Origin of the sequence: Rossellomorea sp. NPDC077527, from assembly GCF_044542955.1 — a bacterium.
Taxonomy (GTDB): Bacteria; Bacillota; Bacilli; order Bacillales; family Bacillaceae_B; genus Rossellomorea; species Rossellomorea aquimaris_E.
Genome location: NZ_JBITVL010000003.1, coordinates 179854 through 199252 on the forward strand (window position 1 = coordinate 179854; position 19399 = coordinate 199252).

Here is a 19399-nt window from a genome sequence, read left to right on the forward strand (position 1 = left end):
CGCCTCCTAATCCAATATTTCAAGATCATCAATGAGTTTTAAACAATGAGAAGAATCGATGGATGGTTCTTCTATTTTTTTTCTTAGTTCATCAAGAATCTCGTTGCGTTCTTGAAATTTTTTAAATAATAAAAGCTTTTCTTCGTACTCCTCGATCATAGCCTCTGTCCGCTTAATGTTATCGTAAACTGCCTGGCGGCTAACATTATACTCCTCGGCGATTTCCCCTAGAGAAAAATCATCGAGATAATAGAGGGACATATAGCTTCTCTGTTTGGGAGTTAACAAAGACTGATAAAAATCGTAGAGATAATTCATTCTGGTTGTTTTCTCCAGCACGGATTTCCCTCCTTGTTAAGTGAAAAACCTTTACATATGAAGAATACAGTCTTTACAGGCGTTTGTCAAGGATACACACTGTTTTTTTATTGATAAAATCAAAAAGAGAAGAGTGCCTTCTTAAGATCCCTACTCACAAGTCTCTCACAAGGCTACTCTTCTATTTTTTGTCTCTATTCTTCTTCTTTATCAACCAGGTTTGAGAACAAGCCGTATACATATTTCTCAGCATCAAACGGCTGAAGGTCGTCCATTTTCTCTCCAAGACCAACGTATTTCACTGGGATTTCAAGTTCATTCCTGATTGCAAGTACAATACCGCCTTTGGCAGTACCGTCAAGTTTGGTCAGGACAATCCCGGAAACATTAGTTGCTTCTTTAAAGGTTTTCGCCTGAACCATGGCATTTTGACCAGTGGTGGCATCGAGGACAAGAAGGACTTCATGTGGTGCACCTGGAATTTCACGCTCAATCACCCGTTTCACTTTTTCGAGTTCTTTCATAAGGTTGACTTTATTCTGCAGTCTTCCCGCCGTATCGCAAATAAGAATGTCTGCTTTTTTTGCTTTGGCAGATTGAACAGCATCAAACATAACCGCTGCAGGATCACTTCCTGCTGCCTGCTTAATGACAGGGACCCCTACGCGTTCACCCCATACTTCAAGCTGTTCGATCGCCCCGGCACGGAATGTATCCCCCGCAGCAAGAACAACATTCTTTCCCTGTTCCTTGAACATATGAGCCATTTTTCCGATAGTTGTCGTCTTGCCGACTCCATTTACACCGACAAAAAGTAAAACCGTCAGCTGATCGTTTTGGATTTTCAGGCTGCTGTCTTCATCCCGTTCTCCCTGATAGATGTCCACGAGCTTTTCTGAGATGACGGATTGAACCTCTTCAGTGTCTTGTATGTTTCTTCGCTTCACTTCAAGCTTCAGTTCATCGATGAGTTCCATGACGGTATCAAAGCCGACATCCGCTCCAATCAGGATTTCTTCCAGCTCTTCAAAGAATTCTTCATCTACTTTGCGATACCTGGCAACCAGATCGTTCACTTTTGAGGTGAAGTTATTTCTCGTTTTACTTAAACCATCTTTGAATTTTTCTGTTACATTATCGCTTGATTCTGTAAACTTATCTTTCAGCTTCTTAAAAAAACTCAATTCTCTGCACCCCTAACCTAAGTTTCAAGTAATTCCTTCGTTTCTTGCAGTCTGACGGATACTAATTTAGACACTCCGGATTCCTGCATCGTTACACCGTACAGCACGTGTGCTTCTTCCATCGTCCCTTTACGATGGGTAATGACGATGAATTGTGTCTCGTCACTGAATTTCTTTAAATATTGGCTGAATCTCTGTACATTCGCTTCATCCAGCGCCGCTTCCACTTCATCCAGAATGCAGAATGGTACAGGCCGTATCTTCAATATGGAGAAAAGAAGGGCAATGGCAGTCAAAGCCCTCTCCCCACCGGACATAAGCCCGAGGTTCTGCAGCTTTTTGCCAGGCGGCTGGGCAACAATATCCACACCTGTATGAAGGAGATCAGATGGATCTGTCAGCTTTAACTGAGCTCGTCCCCCACCAAACAATGCTTTAAATACACCTTCAAACTCCTCTTGAATACTCGTGAACGTTTGATCAAAACGTTTGATCATTTCTGTGTCCATTTCATGAATGACCAGATAGAGAGTGTCCTTCGCTTCAGTAAGATCATTCTTCTGATCAACCAGAAATTCGAATCTCTCCTTCACACGTTCATATTCATCAATCGCTCCGAGATTGACAGTCCCGAGTTCTTCCAGTGCCAGTTTCACTAGTTTTACTTTCTTCCTTGCTTCATCGACTTCTATCGTAAGGGGGTAATCTGCCTTCGCCGCTTCAAATGATAGCATATACTCATCCCTTAGATGATCAAGACGGTTCTCCAGTTCAACATCAAGACGATTGATTTTCACTTCTTCATCTCTCAAAGCTCCGACCAACCCTTTATGCTGTCGCTTTAACTCTTTTAACTCGAGCTCCTCGTCTTCCACCGTATGCTGTAAGATCAGGCGCTCATCCCGTCGAACAGCAATCAGTCCCGATGTTTCTTCCTTTTGGACCGCGCACTCTTCCGCTTTTTTACCTAGCTGTTCTTCGCCTGAGAAGTTATCCTTCATTTCGGTTTGGAGCCACTCCAAATCTTCCTGTAAACTTGCTTTTCGCTTGCTAGTTTCCACGATTGTATCGTGTACCCTTTTCAAATGATGACGGCTGTTAACAAGCTGTTCATTCCTTGCGGCAAGCTCTGCCTTAATATCACTGATGTCATTCAGTAGAGCGTCCTTGGACGTACGTTCACTGTTTTTCTGGAGCGTCAACTCATGGATCTTTTGCTCAAGTTTCGAAACTTCTTTCCCTATCTCCTTGAGTGATGCTTCTAACTCATTGGTTCTGGAATCATGTTTTTCTTTAATTGAGGTAAAGTCTTTTTTCTCCAAGTCATATAAGGAAAGCCTTTCGTCAAGGTTTTGCTGGGACAGTTCGATTTCACGCAGTTGTGAGAGCAATCCCTGTTCCTTCAGGCGCAAATTCTCACCTTTTACTCTCATTTCTTCCAGCTTCTTCTCACGGAAACCACTCTCTTCTTTAAGTGATTTTACCTGAGATTGAAGCAATTCCGTTTGATGTTCCATACCTACAAGCTTTTGTTTTACCTCTTCAAGCTCGCCCTTTCTGGAAAGAAGCGAATTTTTCTTTTGCTTCACTGTACCACCAGACATCGATCCACCTGGATTGACAACATCTCCATCCAACGTTACCAGTCGATAACGATACTGAATGAGCTTGGCGATTTCATTTGCCCCTTTTAAGTCCTTAGTGATGATAACATTACCGACCAGGTTCGAGATTACCATATGAAAGCGATCTTCAAATTCTATAAGATCGGCCCCCACTCCAACAAATGAGGGATGTCCTTTCAACATACTCTTTTGGCTATCGGTTATCGATTTCCCCTTGATTACATTCATCGGCAAGAATGTGGCGCGTCCATATTGATTCTTCTTCAAGAAGGCAATGGCCCTGCGGCCATCCTCTTCCGTATCCACTACAATATGCTGCATCGAGGCTGCGAGAGCCGTTTCCATAGCGGTCTCATATACTTTGGGTACGGTTATGAGTTCAGCAACCGCTCCTTGTATACCTGCTAACTTACCAGATCGCTCCTTAAGGACTTCCTTTACCCCTTGAAAAAATCCGGAATAGTCTTCTTCCATTTCTTCCAGCATTTCTTTTCGGGACTTTGCTTGTTGCAGGAATTGATAAGCCTGGTAAAGCGTTTTTTCTTGCTTTTCATATTTTGCTTTCACCGATTCAAGCTTTTTCTGTTCTTCACGATAAAGAAAGATATGATCATCCATTTGTTCTTTTTGTTCTTGAACTTCTTTCGACACTTCCTTGTGGCGAACATGCAATTCTTCACGCTGAGTGACATACTTTTCATTTTCCGCTTCTAATCGGCCGTTTCGACTCGACTGCTGCTCTAACTGCTGTTTTAAATACTGAATTTCATTTTTTGCTGACGCCTGTTGATTGAGCTTTTCAATGTAATCACTCTTGAAAGATTCAATTACATCCTCAATATTTTCGTTATAGTGCTTAAATTGATTCTGTTTTGTTACAAGGTTCTCTTTTAATTCCGAAACGTCAGCATCAATCCTCTCAAAGTCCCGCTCTGCTTTTTCTTTTTCAGAAGCTAGCTTTTGAATTTGGATTTCTGCTTCCTCAATGGATTGTTTCAACTGAGATTCATTTGTGGATGAATTTTTCTTCCGTTCCACCAATACTTGTTTTCTTCCTTCAAGTTTCTCTAATTCCTCACTCGTGGAGAGGAGAACTTCCTGAAGGCTTGAAATTGACTCATCAAGAGCAGCAATTTTATCCCGGGTTTGGGTAAGAATTGCCTCTTTCTGATGAATCGACGCGGAAAGAGTCTGCTCTTCCTTTCCATGTCTTTCAAATTCTTCACTAAGCTTTTCCCACTGCTTATGTAAATCTTCAATATCATAGACGGTCAGAGCAACTTCAAATTTCTCAAGCTCCTCTTTCTTCTCCAGATAATCCCGGGCCATGGAAGCCTGGATCTTCAAAGGTTCTACCTGACCTTCTAATTCATAAAGAATGTCATTCACCCGATTAAGGTTTTCCTGCGTTTCAAATAACTTATTTTCAGCCTTTTTCTTTCGGGATTTATATTTCAATACTCCTGCCGCTTCTTCGAAGATAGTTCTTCTTTCTTCAGGCTTACTGTTTAGGATTTCTTCCACTTTCCCCTGACTGATAATTGAGAATGCTTCTTTCCCTAACCCTGAATCCATAAACAGCTCAATGATATCCTTCAACCTGCAAGGCTGTTTATTCAGTAAATATTCACTATCTCCCGACCGGTAGACTCTTCTAGTGACACTTACCTCACTATAGTCGATTGGAAGTGCTCCGTCCTCATTATCTAAAACCAGTGTCACTTCTGCTATATTGAGGGCCTTTCTCGAATCACTGCCGGCAAATATGACGTCTTCCATTTTAGACCCACGCAGGCTTTTAGCCGATTGTTCGCCAAGGACCCACCTGATTGCGTCTATAATATTGCTTTTTCCGCTGCCGTTTGGACCAACGACTGCCGTGACACCCGGGACAAACTCCACGGATATTCTTTCTGCAAAAGATTTAAACCCCATTACTTCTAGTTGTTTGAGGAACATCTTCTTTCCCCCTATTTAGCATCCAGCTTTTGTTTTAACTTTTCCAGAGCCTTCTGTGCGGCTTGCTGTTCAGCCTCTTTTTTTGACCGGCCTTTTCCAATTCCTAATTCTTCGTCATTTAAACTGACTCTGGAAATGAATTGACGGTTGTGTGCCGGACCGCTTTCTTCCAGGATACTGTATTCAATCATTCCTGCACTGCCCCTCTGGACCAGCTCTTGTAACTGACTCTTATAATCCATCACATGAGAAAAAGCACCGACATTGATCTTTGGATAGACAACTTTTTCAAGGATTGAAATGACCGTCTCTAATCCTTGATCCAAATATACCGCCCCGATAAACGCTTCAAAGACATCAGCAAGCAATGCCGGTCTTTCCCTACCACCCGTCATTTCTTCACCTTTTCCAAGGAGGATGAGTTCGCCGAAGTTCAATTCGATCGAAAACTTCACCAAGGATGGCTCGCAAACGATGGCTGCTCTTAATTTAGTCAGTTCGCCTTCGCTCATCATGGGATACTTTTTGAAAAGAAACTGGGATACCGTCAATTCAAGGACGGCGTCTCCAAGAAATTCTAAGCGTTCGTTGTCTTCATAGGGCTTTCGACGATGCTCATTCACATAGGATGAATGAGTAAAAGCTTGTTTAAGGAGTTTTTCATCTTTAAATTGAATTTCCATTTGGTTCTGAAATGTCTTGAACTTCAAATCATTTTTATGTTTAGATAATCCATTTCTGCTTTGCTTCCGCATAAGGCACTCCACCTTGCTAATATGTTCTCAATGTATACTAATCAAGTTTATTCTAAAAAAATCAATTACGCAAAAATTTCTTCAATATATGGTTAGAACACAAATAAACTTGGTAGAGATGAAACCTCTACCAAGTTTTAAATGGTTTTGAATGCAGGATGGGCACAAGCCCGTCCATAGATTCAAAAGAACGATTAAGCTTTTGCTTGTATGTAGTTCACAGCATCACCTACTGTGCCGATTTTTTCAGCATCATCGTCAGAGATTTCCATGTCGAATTCATCTTCAAGTTCCATAACCAGCTCAACTACATCAAGGGAGTCGGCTCCTAGGTCTTCTTTGAAAGAAGCTTCAAGAGTTACTTGAGACTCATCTACACCCAGACGATCAACGATAATCTTTGTTACACGATCTAATACTTCTGCCATATTTGTCACCTCCCCTCAAGTATTATAGAGCATTTTGACCTCTAATGAAAAGAGTATACATGAAAACGATCAATAATTTATTATTTCCCTGCCATTACATGACCATTCCGCCATCGATATGGAGGGTTTGACCCGTCATATATGCAGCTGAGTCAGACGCAACAAATGTTACGACTTTCGCGATATCTTTCGGGTCCCCAAATCGGCTCAGAGGGATTTGCTTCAACATTTCGTTACGCACATCTTCCTGTAGCTGATCCGTCATATCCGTAGAGATAAAACCCGGAGCGATAGCATTTACCGTAATGCCGCGTGGTGCTAATTCTTTTGCTGTTGTTTTCGTCAAACCAATTACACCGGACTTGGCAGCTACATAGTTTGCTTGACCAGGATTACCGCTCACTCCTACAATAGAAGAAATATTGATGATTCTACCGCTTCGTTGTTTCATCATTTGGCGTGTAACGGCTTTTGTACAAAGGAAAACACCTTTAAGGTTGATGTTAATGACGTCATCCCATTCCGTTTCTTTCATTCTCATCAACAGATTATCTTTCGTGATGCCGGCGTTGTTCACCAGGATATCAAGAGAACCGAATTGTCCGATCGTTTCTTTCACCATTGCTTGAACCGCTTCACTATCCGACACATTACATTGTACGGCTATGGCTTGTCTCCCTAAACCTTTAATTTCATCCACAACTTCATTTGCTTTCGCTTCGCTACCAGCAAAATTCACAGCAACATTACAGCCTTCCCGTGCAAGCTCAAGAGCAATCTCTCTACCGATGCCTCGGGATGCTCCTGTTACAAGTGCCACTTTACCTTCTAAATTCATTTAAGCTTCCTCCTTCAAGGCTTGAATCGTTTGCTCCAAGGATGCTTCATCTTGAACAGCATACGTTTTCACTCTTCGATTCACTTTTTTCACTAAACCTGAAAGAACTTTCCCAGGGCCTACTTCGATAAATGTATCCACCCCTAATTCAAGAAGCTTCTCAACAGAATCTTCCCATTGAACAGGTGAGTATAATTGTTCAATTAATAGACGCTTGATTTCTTCACGATCCGTCACAGGAGTTGCCGTCACATTTGCAATGACAGGTACAGCCGCATCCTCGATGTTGATTGAATCCAAGATTGAAACAAACTGGTTGGCAGCAGGTTTCATCAATTCAGAATGAAAAGGTCCGCTTACCTGAAGAGGAATGACCCGCTTCGCTCCAGCCTCTTTCGCTTTCTCTGAAGCAAGCTCAACTCCCTTTACAGTTCCCGAGATGACAATCTGTCCTGGGCAATTCAAGTTTGCCAGACCTACAGGATGTCCCTCTCCCGTAACAAAGTCGGTCACCTCTTTAAGAGGCTCTCTCGCCATACCGAGTACGGCTGCCATCGTCCCTTCACCGCTTGGCACTGCTTCCTCCATGTATTCGCCTCTTTTTCGAACAGAGTACACAGCATCTTCAAAACGCAGGGCACCTGCAGCTACCAGGGCAGAGTATTCCCCTAAGCTATGGCCAGCAGTATAATCTGCCGTGATTCCTTCTGCTTTTAATCGCTCCAATATCGCCATGCTCGTCGTCAACAGTGCAGGTTGAGCGTTTGTTGTCTGTGTAAGCTCTTCCTGGGGACCTTCAAATATGATTGTTGATAAATTTGTATCCAATCTTTCATCTGCTGCATCGAAATAATTCTGTACTTCAGGGAATTTCCCAGCTAATTCTTTCCCCATCCCTACCGTCTGGGAACCTTGTCCTGGAAAGATAAACGCGATTTTACTCATATTATTCCTCACTCCCCTTTATGGCATCTTTGATTGTGTTGCATACATCATGCTTCACCATTTCCCTCGCCTGTCTCATGGCATTATATAAGGCCACTTCATTAGAGGAACCGTGGGCTTTGATGACTGGCGCTTTAAGGCCAAACAAACCTGCTCCACCATATTCTGTATAATCAAGCATATTCTTCAATTCCTTCAAATCATTCTTCACTAATCCTGCAGCAATCTTATTTTTCGTCGAGGCGGTGAATGTCTTTTTCAACATAGAAAAGACGGAGAGCGCCGTTCCTTCTATCGTCTTAAGCACCATATTCCCCGTGAAACCGTCCGTCACGACTACATCCGCAGGACCTTCAAGTAAGTCTCTGGATTCAACATTCCCCACAAAATTGATAGGGAGGTCCTTTAGCAACTGAAAGGTTTTCTTTGTTAATTCATTTCCTTTTTTGTCCTCGGTACCGATGTTCAATAAGCCTACACGGGGATTGGTGATTCCTCTCACCTTCTCCGCGTAAATGCTTCCCATGACCGCATATTGCGATATGTGCTCAGGTTTGGCATCAACATTTGCCCCTAGATCAAGCATTAGAAATCCGCTTCCATCCAATGTTGGGAGTGTCGGTGCAAGAGCAGGTCTCTCGATTCCCTCAATCCTCCCGACAATGAACAATCCTGCCGTCATCAGGGCACCTGTATTTCCGGCTGAGATACAAGCATCCGCCTCTCCATCTTTAACAGCTTGCGCCATCAATACCATCGATGCATTCTTCTTACGTTTCACAGCTCTGACGGGCTCATCTGTACCCTCGATCACTTCATCTGTATGAATGATCGTCAATCGATCTTCCGGAGTGATATACTCTTTAATCTTCTTTTCATCTCCGTATAAAAGCACTTCAATGTCATCAAATTCATCCAGTGCCTTCTTCACACCCAAAACAATTTCCTTCGGGGCATGATCTCCGCCCATTGCATCAACGGCTAACTTCATCTACTCTCAATCCTTTACAGAGTTTTTAGAGCGATACATTTCAAATTCACCTGTAAAAACGAGCTCACCACCGACTACACTCTGAACTTCTACCGTTGTTCGGTCTTTTTGATCTTTCATATGTATCACTTTCGCTTTCGCGACAACCCGCTCCCCTTCCTTGACAGGCCGGGTGAAACGGATCGTTGACTTCGCTGTTAAAGCCAAGTCGTCATTTATGACGGCTACTGCAAGGGAATTTGCTTGAGCGAACAAATGATGTCCCCTTGCAATTCCATTTCGGACGAAAACATGTTCACGCTTGACATCAAAAATGGATATAGCACTTTGATCTAATTCTATATCAATAATTTCTCCAATAATTTCTTCAATAGGCAACGACTTTACTTCGTCTTCAAACGATTTCTCTGCTACAAATTTGATTCGTTCTCGAAGCTCAGGTATCGACAATTCCATGCGATCTAAACGGATTGTCTGGACACTCACCCGAAATCTTCCCGCTAATTCCTCATCTGTAATAAAAGGATTCTCAGTAATCGTAACTGCCAGGTTTTCCTGTCTTTCTTTTTTTGAAAGCCTCAATATCAACACCGTCCAGTATTAGTACTAGGTACTAATAGTAGTATATAATCAAAAAAAGCAGATTGCAAGAAATAATCTCACAATCTGCCGTTCTAGTCCAGCTTTTCCCCTTCTAATATACCTGATACGGATAAATAATTCCTCAGTGGTTCAAACTCCGGACTTTGCCAGAAAAGGTCGGAGTGGATCAACTTAGCTGCATCGTCCCTCGCTACTTCTAACGCCCGGTAGTCATGGACCATATCTGCCACTTTAAACTCAGGCATACCACTTTGCTTTCTTCCGAAGAAATCACCAGGACCCCTGAGTTCAAGGTCCTTCTCACTAAGAACAAATCCATCATTGGTCTCTGTCATGATCTTCATTCGCTCTTTCCCGACTTCGTTCTTCGGTTCTGCAAGGAGGATACAATAAGATTGGTGTTCTCCCCTTCCTACCCGTCCCCTCAGTTGGTGAAGCTGCGACAAGCCGAAACGTTCCGCATCATAGATGAGCATGAATGTCGCATTCGGTACATTCACGCCCACCTCTACCACCGTAGTGGAAACAAGTACTTGAAGATGATTCGAACTGAATTCCCTCATGACTCCATCCTTATCTTCGGGATGCAGCCTTCCATGCATCAGCCCTACTTTGTATCTTCCTTCGAAGTAGAGAAGCAATTGATTATAAACGTCTATGGCATTCTGCACATCCAGTTTGTCGGACTCTTCAATCAATGGACAAATCACATAAGCCTGACGCCCCTGATCTAATTCCTTGTCCATGAATGAGAGTACCCTATCCAACATATCCGCTTTAGCCCAGTAGGTTTCAATCGTCTTTCTGCCGGCTGGCATTTGATCGATGATGCTGACATCCATCTCACCGAATACAGTGATGGCGAGCGTTCTCGGAATTGGTGTAGCCGTCATAAATAATACATCTGGACTTTCCCCTTTTTCCCTGAGGACGCGCCTTTGATTCACGCCAAAACGATGTTGCTCATCGGTGACCACGAGTCCAAGTTGTTTAAATTCGACATCATTCTGAATGAGTGCGTGGGTACCGATAAGAATATCTATTTCACCATCTTTCAATTTCTCCAGTAAAACTCGCCGATTCTTCCCTTTAACCGAACTTGTTAACAAAGCGACGGACAACCCCATTGGCCCAAAGAGTTCACTGAGGGAATTCGCATGCTGTTCTGCCAATATTTCAGTTGGCACCATTAACGCTCCCTGATTTCCAACTGTCACGCTGGAATATAGGGCAATGGCCGACACAACCGTTTTACCGGACCCGACATCCCCTTGCAAAAGACGATTCATGCGATAGGGAGATTTCATATCTGCTGATATCTCGTTCACTACCCGCTTTTGGGCATCGGTCAATGGAAACGGCAAAGATTCAATGAATGCTTTGACCTTTTCCAAATCGTACGGTTGCTGCATGCCGGAAGAGTGTTCTCTTTCAAACTTTCTCAAAGCCTGCATCTTTAGCTGAAACAACAAGAATTCCTCATAAACAAATCGCCTTCTCGCCTGCTTCATATCTTCCGTTGAATCAGGAAAGTGGAGGTGATATAAAGCGTCCTTCCGACTTGCAAGCTTATACTTCTCCATCAAATGGTCAGGGAGATTCTCCGTTATTAAATACCCGTACTCAGCGAAAGCATTCTTGATGAATTTCCTGAGTGTATTGGTTTTCACAGAACCCTTCACCGAGTAGACAGGTTCAAAATCCCCCTGTTTGTCATGTGGGCCGGATTGAAAATATTGAACTGTAATGATTTGTCTGTTTTTATCCCATTTGCCTGTCACCGTCACCGTATCATGAAGATGTATTTTTTTCTTCAGGTAAGGCTGATTAAAAAACACAGCTTGAACTAAATTTCTCCCGACCAAAATTCTTAGGGTCAACCGTGATTTCTTTCTGCCATAAAACATCAACGCGGGTTCAGAATGAACTTTACCCTCAACAGTGACACGTTCATCATGGGCAACTTCTTCCAAGTTCCTTAGCCGATAATCCTCGTAGCGGTATGGTAAATATTCCAACAGATCCAGAACGGAATAAATCCCCATTGCATTCAGCTGTAAGGCTGTCTCTTCACCAATCCCCTTTATATTCTGAATCGTCGGTTCTTCATTACGAGTCTTCACGTTTGTTCAGGGAAACCCCAAAGATTTTCGCTTCCAGCTCTCTTCCGGTCGGCGTAGCCGCCAGTCCCCCTTGAGCCGTCTCACGAAGAGCCACCGGCATTGTTTGACCAATTTTATACATGGCATCAATCACTTCGTCACACGGAATCCGGCTCGTTATGCCGGCAAGCGCCATATCCGCCGCAACCATTGCATTGGCTGCTCCCATCGCGTTACGTTTCACGCAGGGTACTTCTACAAGACCTGCAACGGGATCACATACGAGGCCTAGCATGTTCTTCAAGGTAATCGCCATGGCTTCAGCTGATTGACCAGGTGTACCACCGGCCATTTCTACGATGGCAGCGGCAGCCATTCCACTTGCAGACCCTACCTCAGCCTGACATCCGCCGGCTGCACCTGAAATCGACGCGTTATTTGCCACGACAAACCCAAAGGCACCTGATGCAAATAAGAAGCGGATCATTTGATCTTTTGTCGGATTCAGCTTATTTTTCACAGCAAACAAGGTTCCAGGTACTACACCTGCAGACCCTGCTGTAGGCGTTGCACAAATCGTTCCCATCGCTGCATTCACCTCATTGGTCGCAACAGCCTTACTGACTGCATCCAATATTGTGTCCCCGCACAGTGAGCGGCCAGAATCAATATATTTCTGCAGTAATACGGCATCCCCTCCTGTCAATCCGGAATGGGATTTGACTCCTTCGAGCCCTCTCGCCACTGCCTGTTCCATTACTTCAAGGTTCTTCTCCATTTGACTGTATACCTGTTCAAATGTTTTACCCGTAAACTCAATTTCTTGTTCGATCATGATATCAGAAATTTTCTTGTTCTGACTTTCAGCAAGTTCAACCAACTCTGCTACATTTCGAAACATATCAACAACCTCCTAGCCTTCATGTAAACGCTATCATATTAGTAATTGGTTAATCTGAAATCCGTGTTACTTGTGTTATATTCGGAAGTGAAGTCAATTCATTGATGACAGCTTCATCAATCGGTTGATCGACTTCGATGGTCATTAATGCCATTTGACCTTTCTCTTTCCGGGATACATCCATATGCCCGATGTTCAATTGATGTTTAGCAATGACATTGGAGACAGAGGCGATCGCTCCGAATCGGTCATCATGCACCACAAGAATCGCAGGATGGTGTCCTGAAAGCTTAAGCTCGAAGCCGTTAAGTTCAACGATTTCAACTTTCCCCCCGCCAATGGAAATCCCGACCAACTCGATTTCGCCTTGATCGTCCCCCATACGGATCCTCGCTGTATTCGGATGATCTGTGATGGCATCTTCTTCTTGAAATTTGATTTTAATCCCTTTTTCCTTGGCTACTTTGATCGATTCTATGATTCGTTCATCATATGTATCATAATCAAGGATACCTCCTACAATGGCAACGTCCGTTCCATGTCCTTTGTACGTTTTCGCAAATGAGCCGTAGAATGAAATCGTCGCCCATTTCGGCTCGCGTCGAAACAAATTCCTTGCCACTCTCCCGATTCGTGCCGCACCGGCTGTGTGAGAACTGGATGGACCGATCATAACAGGACCAATAATGTCAAATACACTCTTGTATTTCATCGCTTTTCCCCCTAATTAAGCATCCAAACTATACTTCTATTCTAACATAGTTGAAGGGGACAAACTCCATATTAGAGCTGCCCCCTCGCTTCATTCCTTATTCAACTGAGAATATATAGGAGTAAAGTGGTTGTTTACCATTATGAACTTCCACTTCTACATCTTCATAATGCTCTTCAACGAACTCTCTTAATGACTCAACATCTTCATCAGTTACACCTTCGCCATAAAGAATGGTTAAGATTTCAGAATCTTCATCAAGCATTTTTTCCAATAAGCCTTGAGCAGACTTTTGACGGTCAGAATCAGAAATGACAATCTTACCTTCTTTGATTCCCATGAAATCATCTTTAGAAATCGAAACACCATCTATAGTAGTGTCTCTGACAGCAAATGTGATTTGGCCTGTTTTCACCTGCTTAGACGCTTCAGTCATCACTTGCTTGTTATCATCAACAGATGCAGATGGGTTAAAAGCAAGCAATGCCGCCATACCTTGAGGAACGGTTTTTGTCGGGACGACAGCTACTTCCATTTCCAGTACTTCAGCCGCTTGCTCGGCAGCCATGATGATATTCTTGTTATTCGGCATGATGATTACTTTCTTGGCATTCACTTCATTAACGGCCTTCACGATATCTTCCGTACTTGGATTCATCGTCTGTCCGCCTTCAATGACAGTGGTCGCGCCAATACTCTTAAACAATTCAGCAATGCCTGCCCCCATAGATACGGTCACAATCGCAAAGTCTACTTCCTTCTTCTGAGCTGGAGCTTCTGTTTTGACAGGCTTAGACTCGCCAACAATCGAGCTGTGCTGCTGTCTCATATTTTCAATTTTGATATTGATGAGACTTCCGTATTGGTGCCCGTATGTCAATACATCTCCTGGCTGTTCGGAGTGGATATGTACTTTCGCTAATTCTTCATCACTAATCACAAGTAGAGAATCACCGAACTTGCTTAGATCCTGACGAAAATCCTCTTCTACAAATGATTGTTTACCTTCTTCAAAGCGAACCATGAATTCTGTACAGTAACCAAATTCAATATCTTCGGTACTCATGAAATCTTGAGCCGACTTATGGTGCTCAGCGCTTACAAGATCATTCATGGATGGCAATGACGCCTGATTCGAAACTTTTTCGCCCTTCAGTTCAGCCAGGAAGCCTTCATATACGCATAATAGTCCCTGACCACCACTATCGACTACTCCCACTTCCTTTAATACAGGAAGTAAATCAGGTGTACGATTTAATGAAGCCTGAGCTTCATCTACGATTGCCTGCATGACCTTTATGAAATCACTTTCGGTTTCTGCCGCAGCGACCCCTTGTCTTGCAGCATCTTTCGCAACCGTTAATATCGTTCCTTCTACAGGCTTCATAACCGCTTTATAAGCCGTCTCTACACCCGTTTGAAGTGCATTGGCAAACTCTGCACTTGATAAGGATTCTTTCCCTTCAATCGCTTTACCAAAGCCTCTGAACAATTGGGATAAGATAACACCTGAGTTACCTCTTGCCCCCATTAACAAGCCTTTTGAAAGGGCAGTAGCCACATTTCCAATATGATCTTGAATATTGTTTTGGACTTCCTTCGCACCAGAAGTCATTGATAAATTCATATTTGTTCCAGTATCACCATCAGGAACAGGAAAAACGTTCAGCGCGTCAACCAGCTGCGCATTGGCAGATAATTGCGTGGCACCTTGTATCACCATCTGGGCAAAACGTTTTCCTTCCAAAGATGTAATCGACACGAATCTTCCTCCTCACTACGGGTTCGTGACACGAACCCCCTGCACAAAAATATTTACTGAATCTACCGCCAAGCCGACGGTCTTATCAAGAGTATATTTAACTTTGGATTGTACATTATGGGCAATCTCAGAAATTTTCGTACCATAACTCACAATAATATACATATCAATATGTACTTCCTCTTCATCTTGACGAACAATCACTCCGCGAGTGAAATTTTCTTTACGTAAGATATCTGTGAAACCGTCTTTAATTTGGTTTTTTGAAGCCATTCCAACAATTCCGTAGCAATCCACCGCTGCACCTCCAGCAATCATTGCAATGACATCATTCGTAATATCAATTTGTCCGTACTGCGTTTTTAATTCGATGGACATGGAATGTTTTCCCCCTTTAATTACATGCTTGGCTAAAAACATTTTACTATAAGTATGCTGTTTTTGAAAGCTAAACTATTCTCTCAAGCTTCATTTGTTGGGTTTACCCTCTATTTTTTCCTTATAATTGAAAGATTAATCATTCAGTTTCCAAGTGATCAGGCTCAAAGAAGACTCACAGCAAGCTGTGAATAGATACTGAATGAAAAAAGGCGCCCGATTAGGCGCCTTCTCATTTTAAGTATTATACGCGTTCTACTTTACCAGATTTCAACGCTCTTGCAGAAACCCATACTTTCTTAGGCTTTCCGTCTACAAGAATTCGAACTTTTTGCAGGTTTGCACCCCAAGTACGCTTGTTCGCATTCATTGCGTGAGAGCGAGCGTTACCTGAGCTTGCTTTACGGCCTGTTACTACGCATTGTTTTGCCATAATATATTCCCTCCTCACTAACAAGAAGCTGAAGTTAATTTCAGTTCCACATTTCGCTTATTATCATAAAGATACTTTAATAATTTATCACACAACTTTCTATAATGCAATACTACAATTAAAACCTTTCAAGAAAAAATACTTTACAGCCAGAAAAGCGGAAGGGGCTCGCCCTGAGGCGACAAGCATTTCTGGAAAATCCCTGAAGGCGCTTTTTGCCTTTGGGGATTTTTCAGAAATGACCTCGAGCCTCAAGCCCCTGGAGCTGGACATCGCAGAAAAGCGGAGGCGGCTTGGTCAGGCCCGACAAGCACAACTGGGAAATCCCAAAAGGTGCTTTTTGCCTTATGGGATTTATCAGTTGTGACCTCGAGGGCCTAGCCGCCGGAGCTGGACAATCAAGAAAAGCGTAAGGGGCTCGCCCTGAGGCGACAAGCATTTCTGGAAAATCCCTGAAGGCGCTTTTTGCCTTTGGGGATTTTTTCAGAAATGACCTCGAGCCTCAAGCCCCTGGAGCTGGACATCGCAGAAAAGCGGAGGCGGCTTGGTCAGGCCCGACAAACATCTCCAGGAAACCTGAATGAAGTTCTTCAATTCTTAAAAAGTTATAAATCAACCGGACATCTTCCATGTTCACAACTTTGCCCAATTAACCGCAAAAGTGGCCCAATAAACGGTGAATCCGGCCCAATTATCCGTCAAGGTGGCCCAATTAACAGCGATTCCGGCCCATTTAATCTCTAAAGACATTAAATTTTAACGCGTTCTCCCTTTCAAAATACACTCTTAGATGCATTAATCATCATTTACTCTAACTAAACCCTTCAAAATACCCTCATTGTTCTACATATGACCATTTCTAAATATAAAAAAAGAAGATGGCTCCATAGCCATCCCCAATATTCCCATTATTCTTTTTTAAACGTTCCCAACATCGCCCTCACAAGTCCACCTAAAAATTTCGGTAATTTAATTGTATAAAAGCGCATTTAAAGTCCCTCCCCACAATCTAAAGAACGTAATGTTTCGCTTGACAACAGTTTAGTCTATTCAAGCAAATTCAGTTAAGTACGTCTTCTTTTCTGCATGGTTTCAAGAAGCTTTAATCACTGCTTCTTATCACCATTAATATGCCATTTGAAAAGGAAAAAGTACCAGATGATTGTATAAGTTCATTACTAATACATAGTGTGGAGCCTCTTGAAATATTCCGATTTTTTAAAGGATACTTGAAGCCTGTGAGGGTGATTCCTTCAACACTTTCAGTAATGGGAACGAAGGAAATATATTGTAATTCACTGTTTCTTTCAATAAGATGCTCTCCGGATTTTGCCACATATAATCGGTTTTGCTCGTCTATGATTTCCACTTCAATTTCAGTATCCAAGAGGTGCGGGGTCATTAATAATTGCAGGTTGCCCATGAAATGATCAAGCCGTCCCCCGGTAGCACCGAAGATTTTGATTTTTTCAGGTTGTTGATCGATGGCCCAGTTCATGGCAAGTTCCAGGTCCGTCTCGTCCTTTTCAGGTTTATATCGATTTACTTCCAGTACATTTTCTTGAATGAGTTTCCACTCAACTTCATTCACTGAATCAAAGTCTCCAAATGCAATATCGGGTTTGATTTTTTGTTCCAATAAAGTCGATACCCCCCGGTCAACCCCAACCCAGTGAACACTCTCACTATGGTGGATGTCTAATTTCGGTATGTATCTATCCGGCCCTCCGGCAACGATATGAATATTCATATTTTACACTCCCATTTAAGAAAAATAGACTGATCCTACAAGGATCAGCCTGTTATCCATTAAGCCAGTGATTTCTTCAATTCTTCGATTGCGGCGCCGCGATCACTCTTATTATAGATAGCAGACCCTGCTACAAAGACGTCTGCTCCTGCCTCAGCACAAATGGCTGCTGTTTCAGGGTTGATTCCCCCATCCACTTCTATCTCTAGAGACGGGTTAACTTCATTCGCCCACTCGCGGATTTGTTTAATTTTCGGGACAACAGATGGAATGAACGATTGTCCACCGAATCCTGGATTCACGGTCATCAAGAGGACCATATCGACATCTTGCAGAATAGGCTTGATCATTTCGGCAGGAGTACCTGGATTCAGGACGACTCCCGCTTTCACGCCTTTATTTTTGATCATTTGAATCGTTCTATGCAAATGAGGATCTGCTTCTACATGGACTGTAATATAATCCGCTCCTGCATCAGCAAATGCATCAACGTACTGACTTGGATTTTCAATCATCAGATGTACGTCAAGTGGTAACCTTGTCAGTGGTCTGATGGCACTTACGATCATCGGACCAAGTGTAATATTCGGGACGAAGTGACCATCCATGACGTCTACATGGATATAATCCGCTCCTCCTTTTTCCACATCTTTGATTTCATTACCAAGCTCTGCAAAATTGGCAGAAAGAATGGAAGGTGCGATTTTCATATTTAGTACCTCGGCTTTCTATCTTTGATTTCTTTATGGAACGTTAAGTAATGATCGTAGCGATAAGCTGGAAGCTCCTCTGATTCCACAGCCGCTTTCACTGCACACTTCGGTTCATTGATATGCAGGCATCCCCTGAACTTGCACTGTTCGGAAGCTTCGACCATTTCAGGGAAGCAGTTAGGCAGTTCCTCTATTTCAAGCTCAGAAAACTCCAATGAACTAAATCCAGGAGTGTCAGCGACCAATCCATCTTCAATGTCAATGAGCTCGACATGACGGGTCGTGTGTTTTCCGCGTCCCAGGTGTGAGGAAATCATGGCCGTCTTCAATTCCAGTTCAGGCTTCATTGCATTCAGTAAAGATGATTTACCAACACCGGATTGCCCGGCGAAAACTGAAATTTTATCCTTTAAGTAAGGAGTCAACTCCTCTATTCCATGCTCGGTTTTCGATGAAGTCATCAGTACTTCATATCCAAAAGCGCGGTAATCGCTCACATATTGTTCAATCTTATCTGATTCTTCGGTTGACAATAAGTCCATCTTGGTGACGCAAATGAGCGGCTCAATTTCTTTACTCTCCACCAACACAAGAAACCGGTCCAATAAGGCTGTACTGAAATCCGGCTCGCTGGCAGAAAAAACGAGGATGGCCTGGTCAACATTGGCTATCGGGGGGCGAACCAGTTCATTCTTTCGATCAAAGACCTTTAGAATGTACCCATCCGTTTTGTTCTCCGCTTGAAATTCAACATAATCACCGACCAGAGGAGTAATTTTATTTTTGCGAAAATTGCCCCTGCCCCGACATTGTGTAATGCTTCCCTCAGAGAGCACATAGTAAAATCCACTTAAGGCTTTAATGATTTTTCCTTCAGGCATTCGAAACCTCCTATTCAAAAGCAATTATCTACATGAATTTAGCTATTTTCATTATGTATCACTATCATTATAAATGAAAACAAGAGGACTGTCCCGTAGGTTCATTTAAAACCCGGGTACA

Annotated in this window: 19 protein-coding genes; all 19 read right to left on the reverse strand. The window is 42.9% G+C overall.

What is annotated here, in order from left to right; genetic code table 11:
• Positions 1-6: 6 nt before the first annotated feature.
• The 19 genes from ACIGG7_RS10845 to rsgA all read right to left on the reverse strand — a co-directional run bounded on the left by ACIGG7_RS10845 (position 7) and on the right by rsgA (position 19278).
• Complete coding sequence (locus ACIGG7_RS10845; RefSeq protein WP_397550046.1) at positions 7-318, reverse strand: putative DNA-binding protein; 312 nt, start codon at positions 316-318, stop codon at positions 7-9.
• Between the two features lie 194 nt (positions 319-512).
• Positions 513-1502 (reverse strand): signal recognition particle-docking protein FtsY, encoded by a 990-nt coding sequence (ftsY, locus tag ACIGG7_RS10850; protein WP_397549776.1) that lies wholly within the window; start codon positions 1500-1502, stop codon positions 513-515.
• A gap of 17 nt (positions 1503-1519) precedes the next feature.
• The gene (smc, locus tag ACIGG7_RS10855; protein ID WP_397549777.1) at positions 1520-5086 is read right to left on the reverse strand and encodes a chromosome segregation protein SMC; all 3567 of its coding nucleotides are present in this window, start codon (positions 5084-5086) and stop codon (positions 1520-1522) included.
• A gap of 11 nt (positions 5087-5097) precedes the next feature.
• Entirely contained in the window at positions 5098-5841 is a 744-nt protein-coding gene (gene rnc / locus ACIGG7_RS10860) for a ribonuclease III (RefSeq protein WP_224941159.1), read from the reverse strand.
• A gap of 194 nt (positions 5842-6035) precedes the next feature.
• The gene (gene acpP, locus ACIGG7_RS10865; protein ID WP_034755712.1) at positions 6036-6269 is read right to left on the reverse strand and encodes an acyl carrier protein; all 234 of its coding nucleotides are present in this window, start codon (positions 6267-6269) and stop codon (positions 6036-6038) included.
• 94 nt (positions 6270-6363) lie between these two features.
• The gene (gene fabG, locus ACIGG7_RS10870) at positions 6364-7107 is read right to left on the reverse strand and encodes a 3-oxoacyl-[acyl-carrier-protein] reductase (RefSeq protein WP_224941160.1); all 744 of its coding nucleotides are present in this window, start codon (positions 7105-7107) and stop codon (positions 6364-6366) included.
• Complete coding sequence (fabD, locus tag ACIGG7_RS10875; RefSeq protein WP_397549778.1) at positions 7108-8052, reverse strand: ACP S-malonyltransferase; 945 nt, start codon at positions 8050-8052, stop codon at positions 7108-7110.
• 1 nt (position 8053) lies between these two features.
• Complete coding sequence (gene plsX / locus ACIGG7_RS10880) at positions 8054-9043, reverse strand: phosphate acyltransferase PlsX (protein ID WP_224941162.1); 990 nt, start codon at positions 9041-9043, stop codon at positions 8054-8056.
• Between the two features lie 6 nt (positions 9044-9049).
• Positions 9050-9625, reverse strand: coding sequence for a transcription factor FapR (gene fapR / locus ACIGG7_RS10885; RefSeq protein ID WP_397549779.1), 576 nt, complete (start codon positions 9623-9625; stop codon positions 9050-9052).
• 92 nt (positions 9626-9717) lie between these two features.
• Positions 9718-11769 (reverse strand): ATP-dependent DNA helicase RecG, encoded by a 2052-nt coding sequence (recG, locus tag ACIGG7_RS10890; RefSeq protein ID WP_397549780.1) that lies wholly within the window; start codon positions 11767-11769, stop codon positions 9718-9720.
• Positions 11756-12649 carry an L-serine ammonia-lyase, iron-sulfur-dependent, subunit alpha gene (gene sdaAA / locus ACIGG7_RS10895; protein ID WP_397549781.1) on the reverse strand — a complete coding sequence of 298 codons (894 nt, stop codon included), beginning with the start codon at positions 12647-12649 and terminating at the stop codon, positions 11756-11758. Before sdaAA ends, recG begins: the two co-directional genes overlap by 14 nt.
• A gap of 49 nt (positions 12650-12698) precedes the next feature.
• The gene (gene sdaAB / locus ACIGG7_RS10900) at positions 12699-13361 is read right to left on the reverse strand and encodes an L-serine ammonia-lyase, iron-sulfur-dependent subunit beta (RefSeq protein WP_224941166.1); all 663 of its coding nucleotides are present in this window, start codon (positions 13359-13361) and stop codon (positions 12699-12701) included.
• A 97-nt stretch (positions 13362-13458) separates the two neighbouring features.
• Positions 13459-15123: a DAK2 domain-containing protein gene (locus ACIGG7_RS10905; protein WP_224941167.1), complete on the reverse strand. Its 1665-nt coding sequence runs from the start codon at positions 15121-15123 to the stop codon at positions 13459-13461.
• Positions 15124-15138: 15 nt separating this feature from the next.
• Positions 15139-15501: an Asp23/Gls24 family envelope stress response protein gene (locus tag ACIGG7_RS10910; RefSeq protein WP_034755738.1), complete on the reverse strand. Its 363-nt coding sequence runs from the start codon at positions 15499-15501 to the stop codon at positions 15139-15141.
• Between the two features lie 244 nt (positions 15502-15745).
• Positions 15746-15934 carry a 50S ribosomal protein L28 gene (gene rpmB / locus ACIGG7_RS10915; protein WP_034755741.1) on the reverse strand — a complete coding sequence of 63 codons (189 nt, stop codon included), beginning with the start codon at positions 15932-15934 and terminating at the stop codon, positions 15746-15748.
• Positions 15935-16842: 908 nt separating this feature from the next.
• A complete protein-coding gene (spoVM, locus tag ACIGG7_RS10920) occupies positions 16843-16923 on the reverse strand; it encodes a stage V sporulation protein SpoVM (RefSeq protein ID WP_032088878.1) in 81 nt (26 codons plus the stop codon).
• Between the two features lie 113 nt (positions 16924-17036).
• The gene (locus ACIGG7_RS10925) at positions 17037-17684 is read right to left on the reverse strand and encodes a thiamine diphosphokinase (protein WP_397549782.1); all 648 of its coding nucleotides are present in this window, start codon (positions 17682-17684) and stop codon (positions 17037-17039) included.
• A 59-nt stretch (positions 17685-17743) separates the two neighbouring features.
• Positions 17744-18394, reverse strand: a complete 651-nt coding sequence (gene rpe / locus ACIGG7_RS10930; protein WP_397549783.1) for a ribulose-phosphate 3-epimerase — start codon at positions 18392-18394, stop codon at positions 17744-17746.
• A gap of 2 nt (positions 18395-18396) precedes the next feature.
• On the reverse strand, positions 18397-19278 hold the full coding sequence (rsgA, locus tag ACIGG7_RS10935) for a ribosome small subunit-dependent GTPase A (protein WP_397549784.1): 882 nt from the start codon (positions 19276-19278) through the stop codon (positions 18397-18399).
• Positions 19279-19399 lie beyond the last annotated feature (121 nt).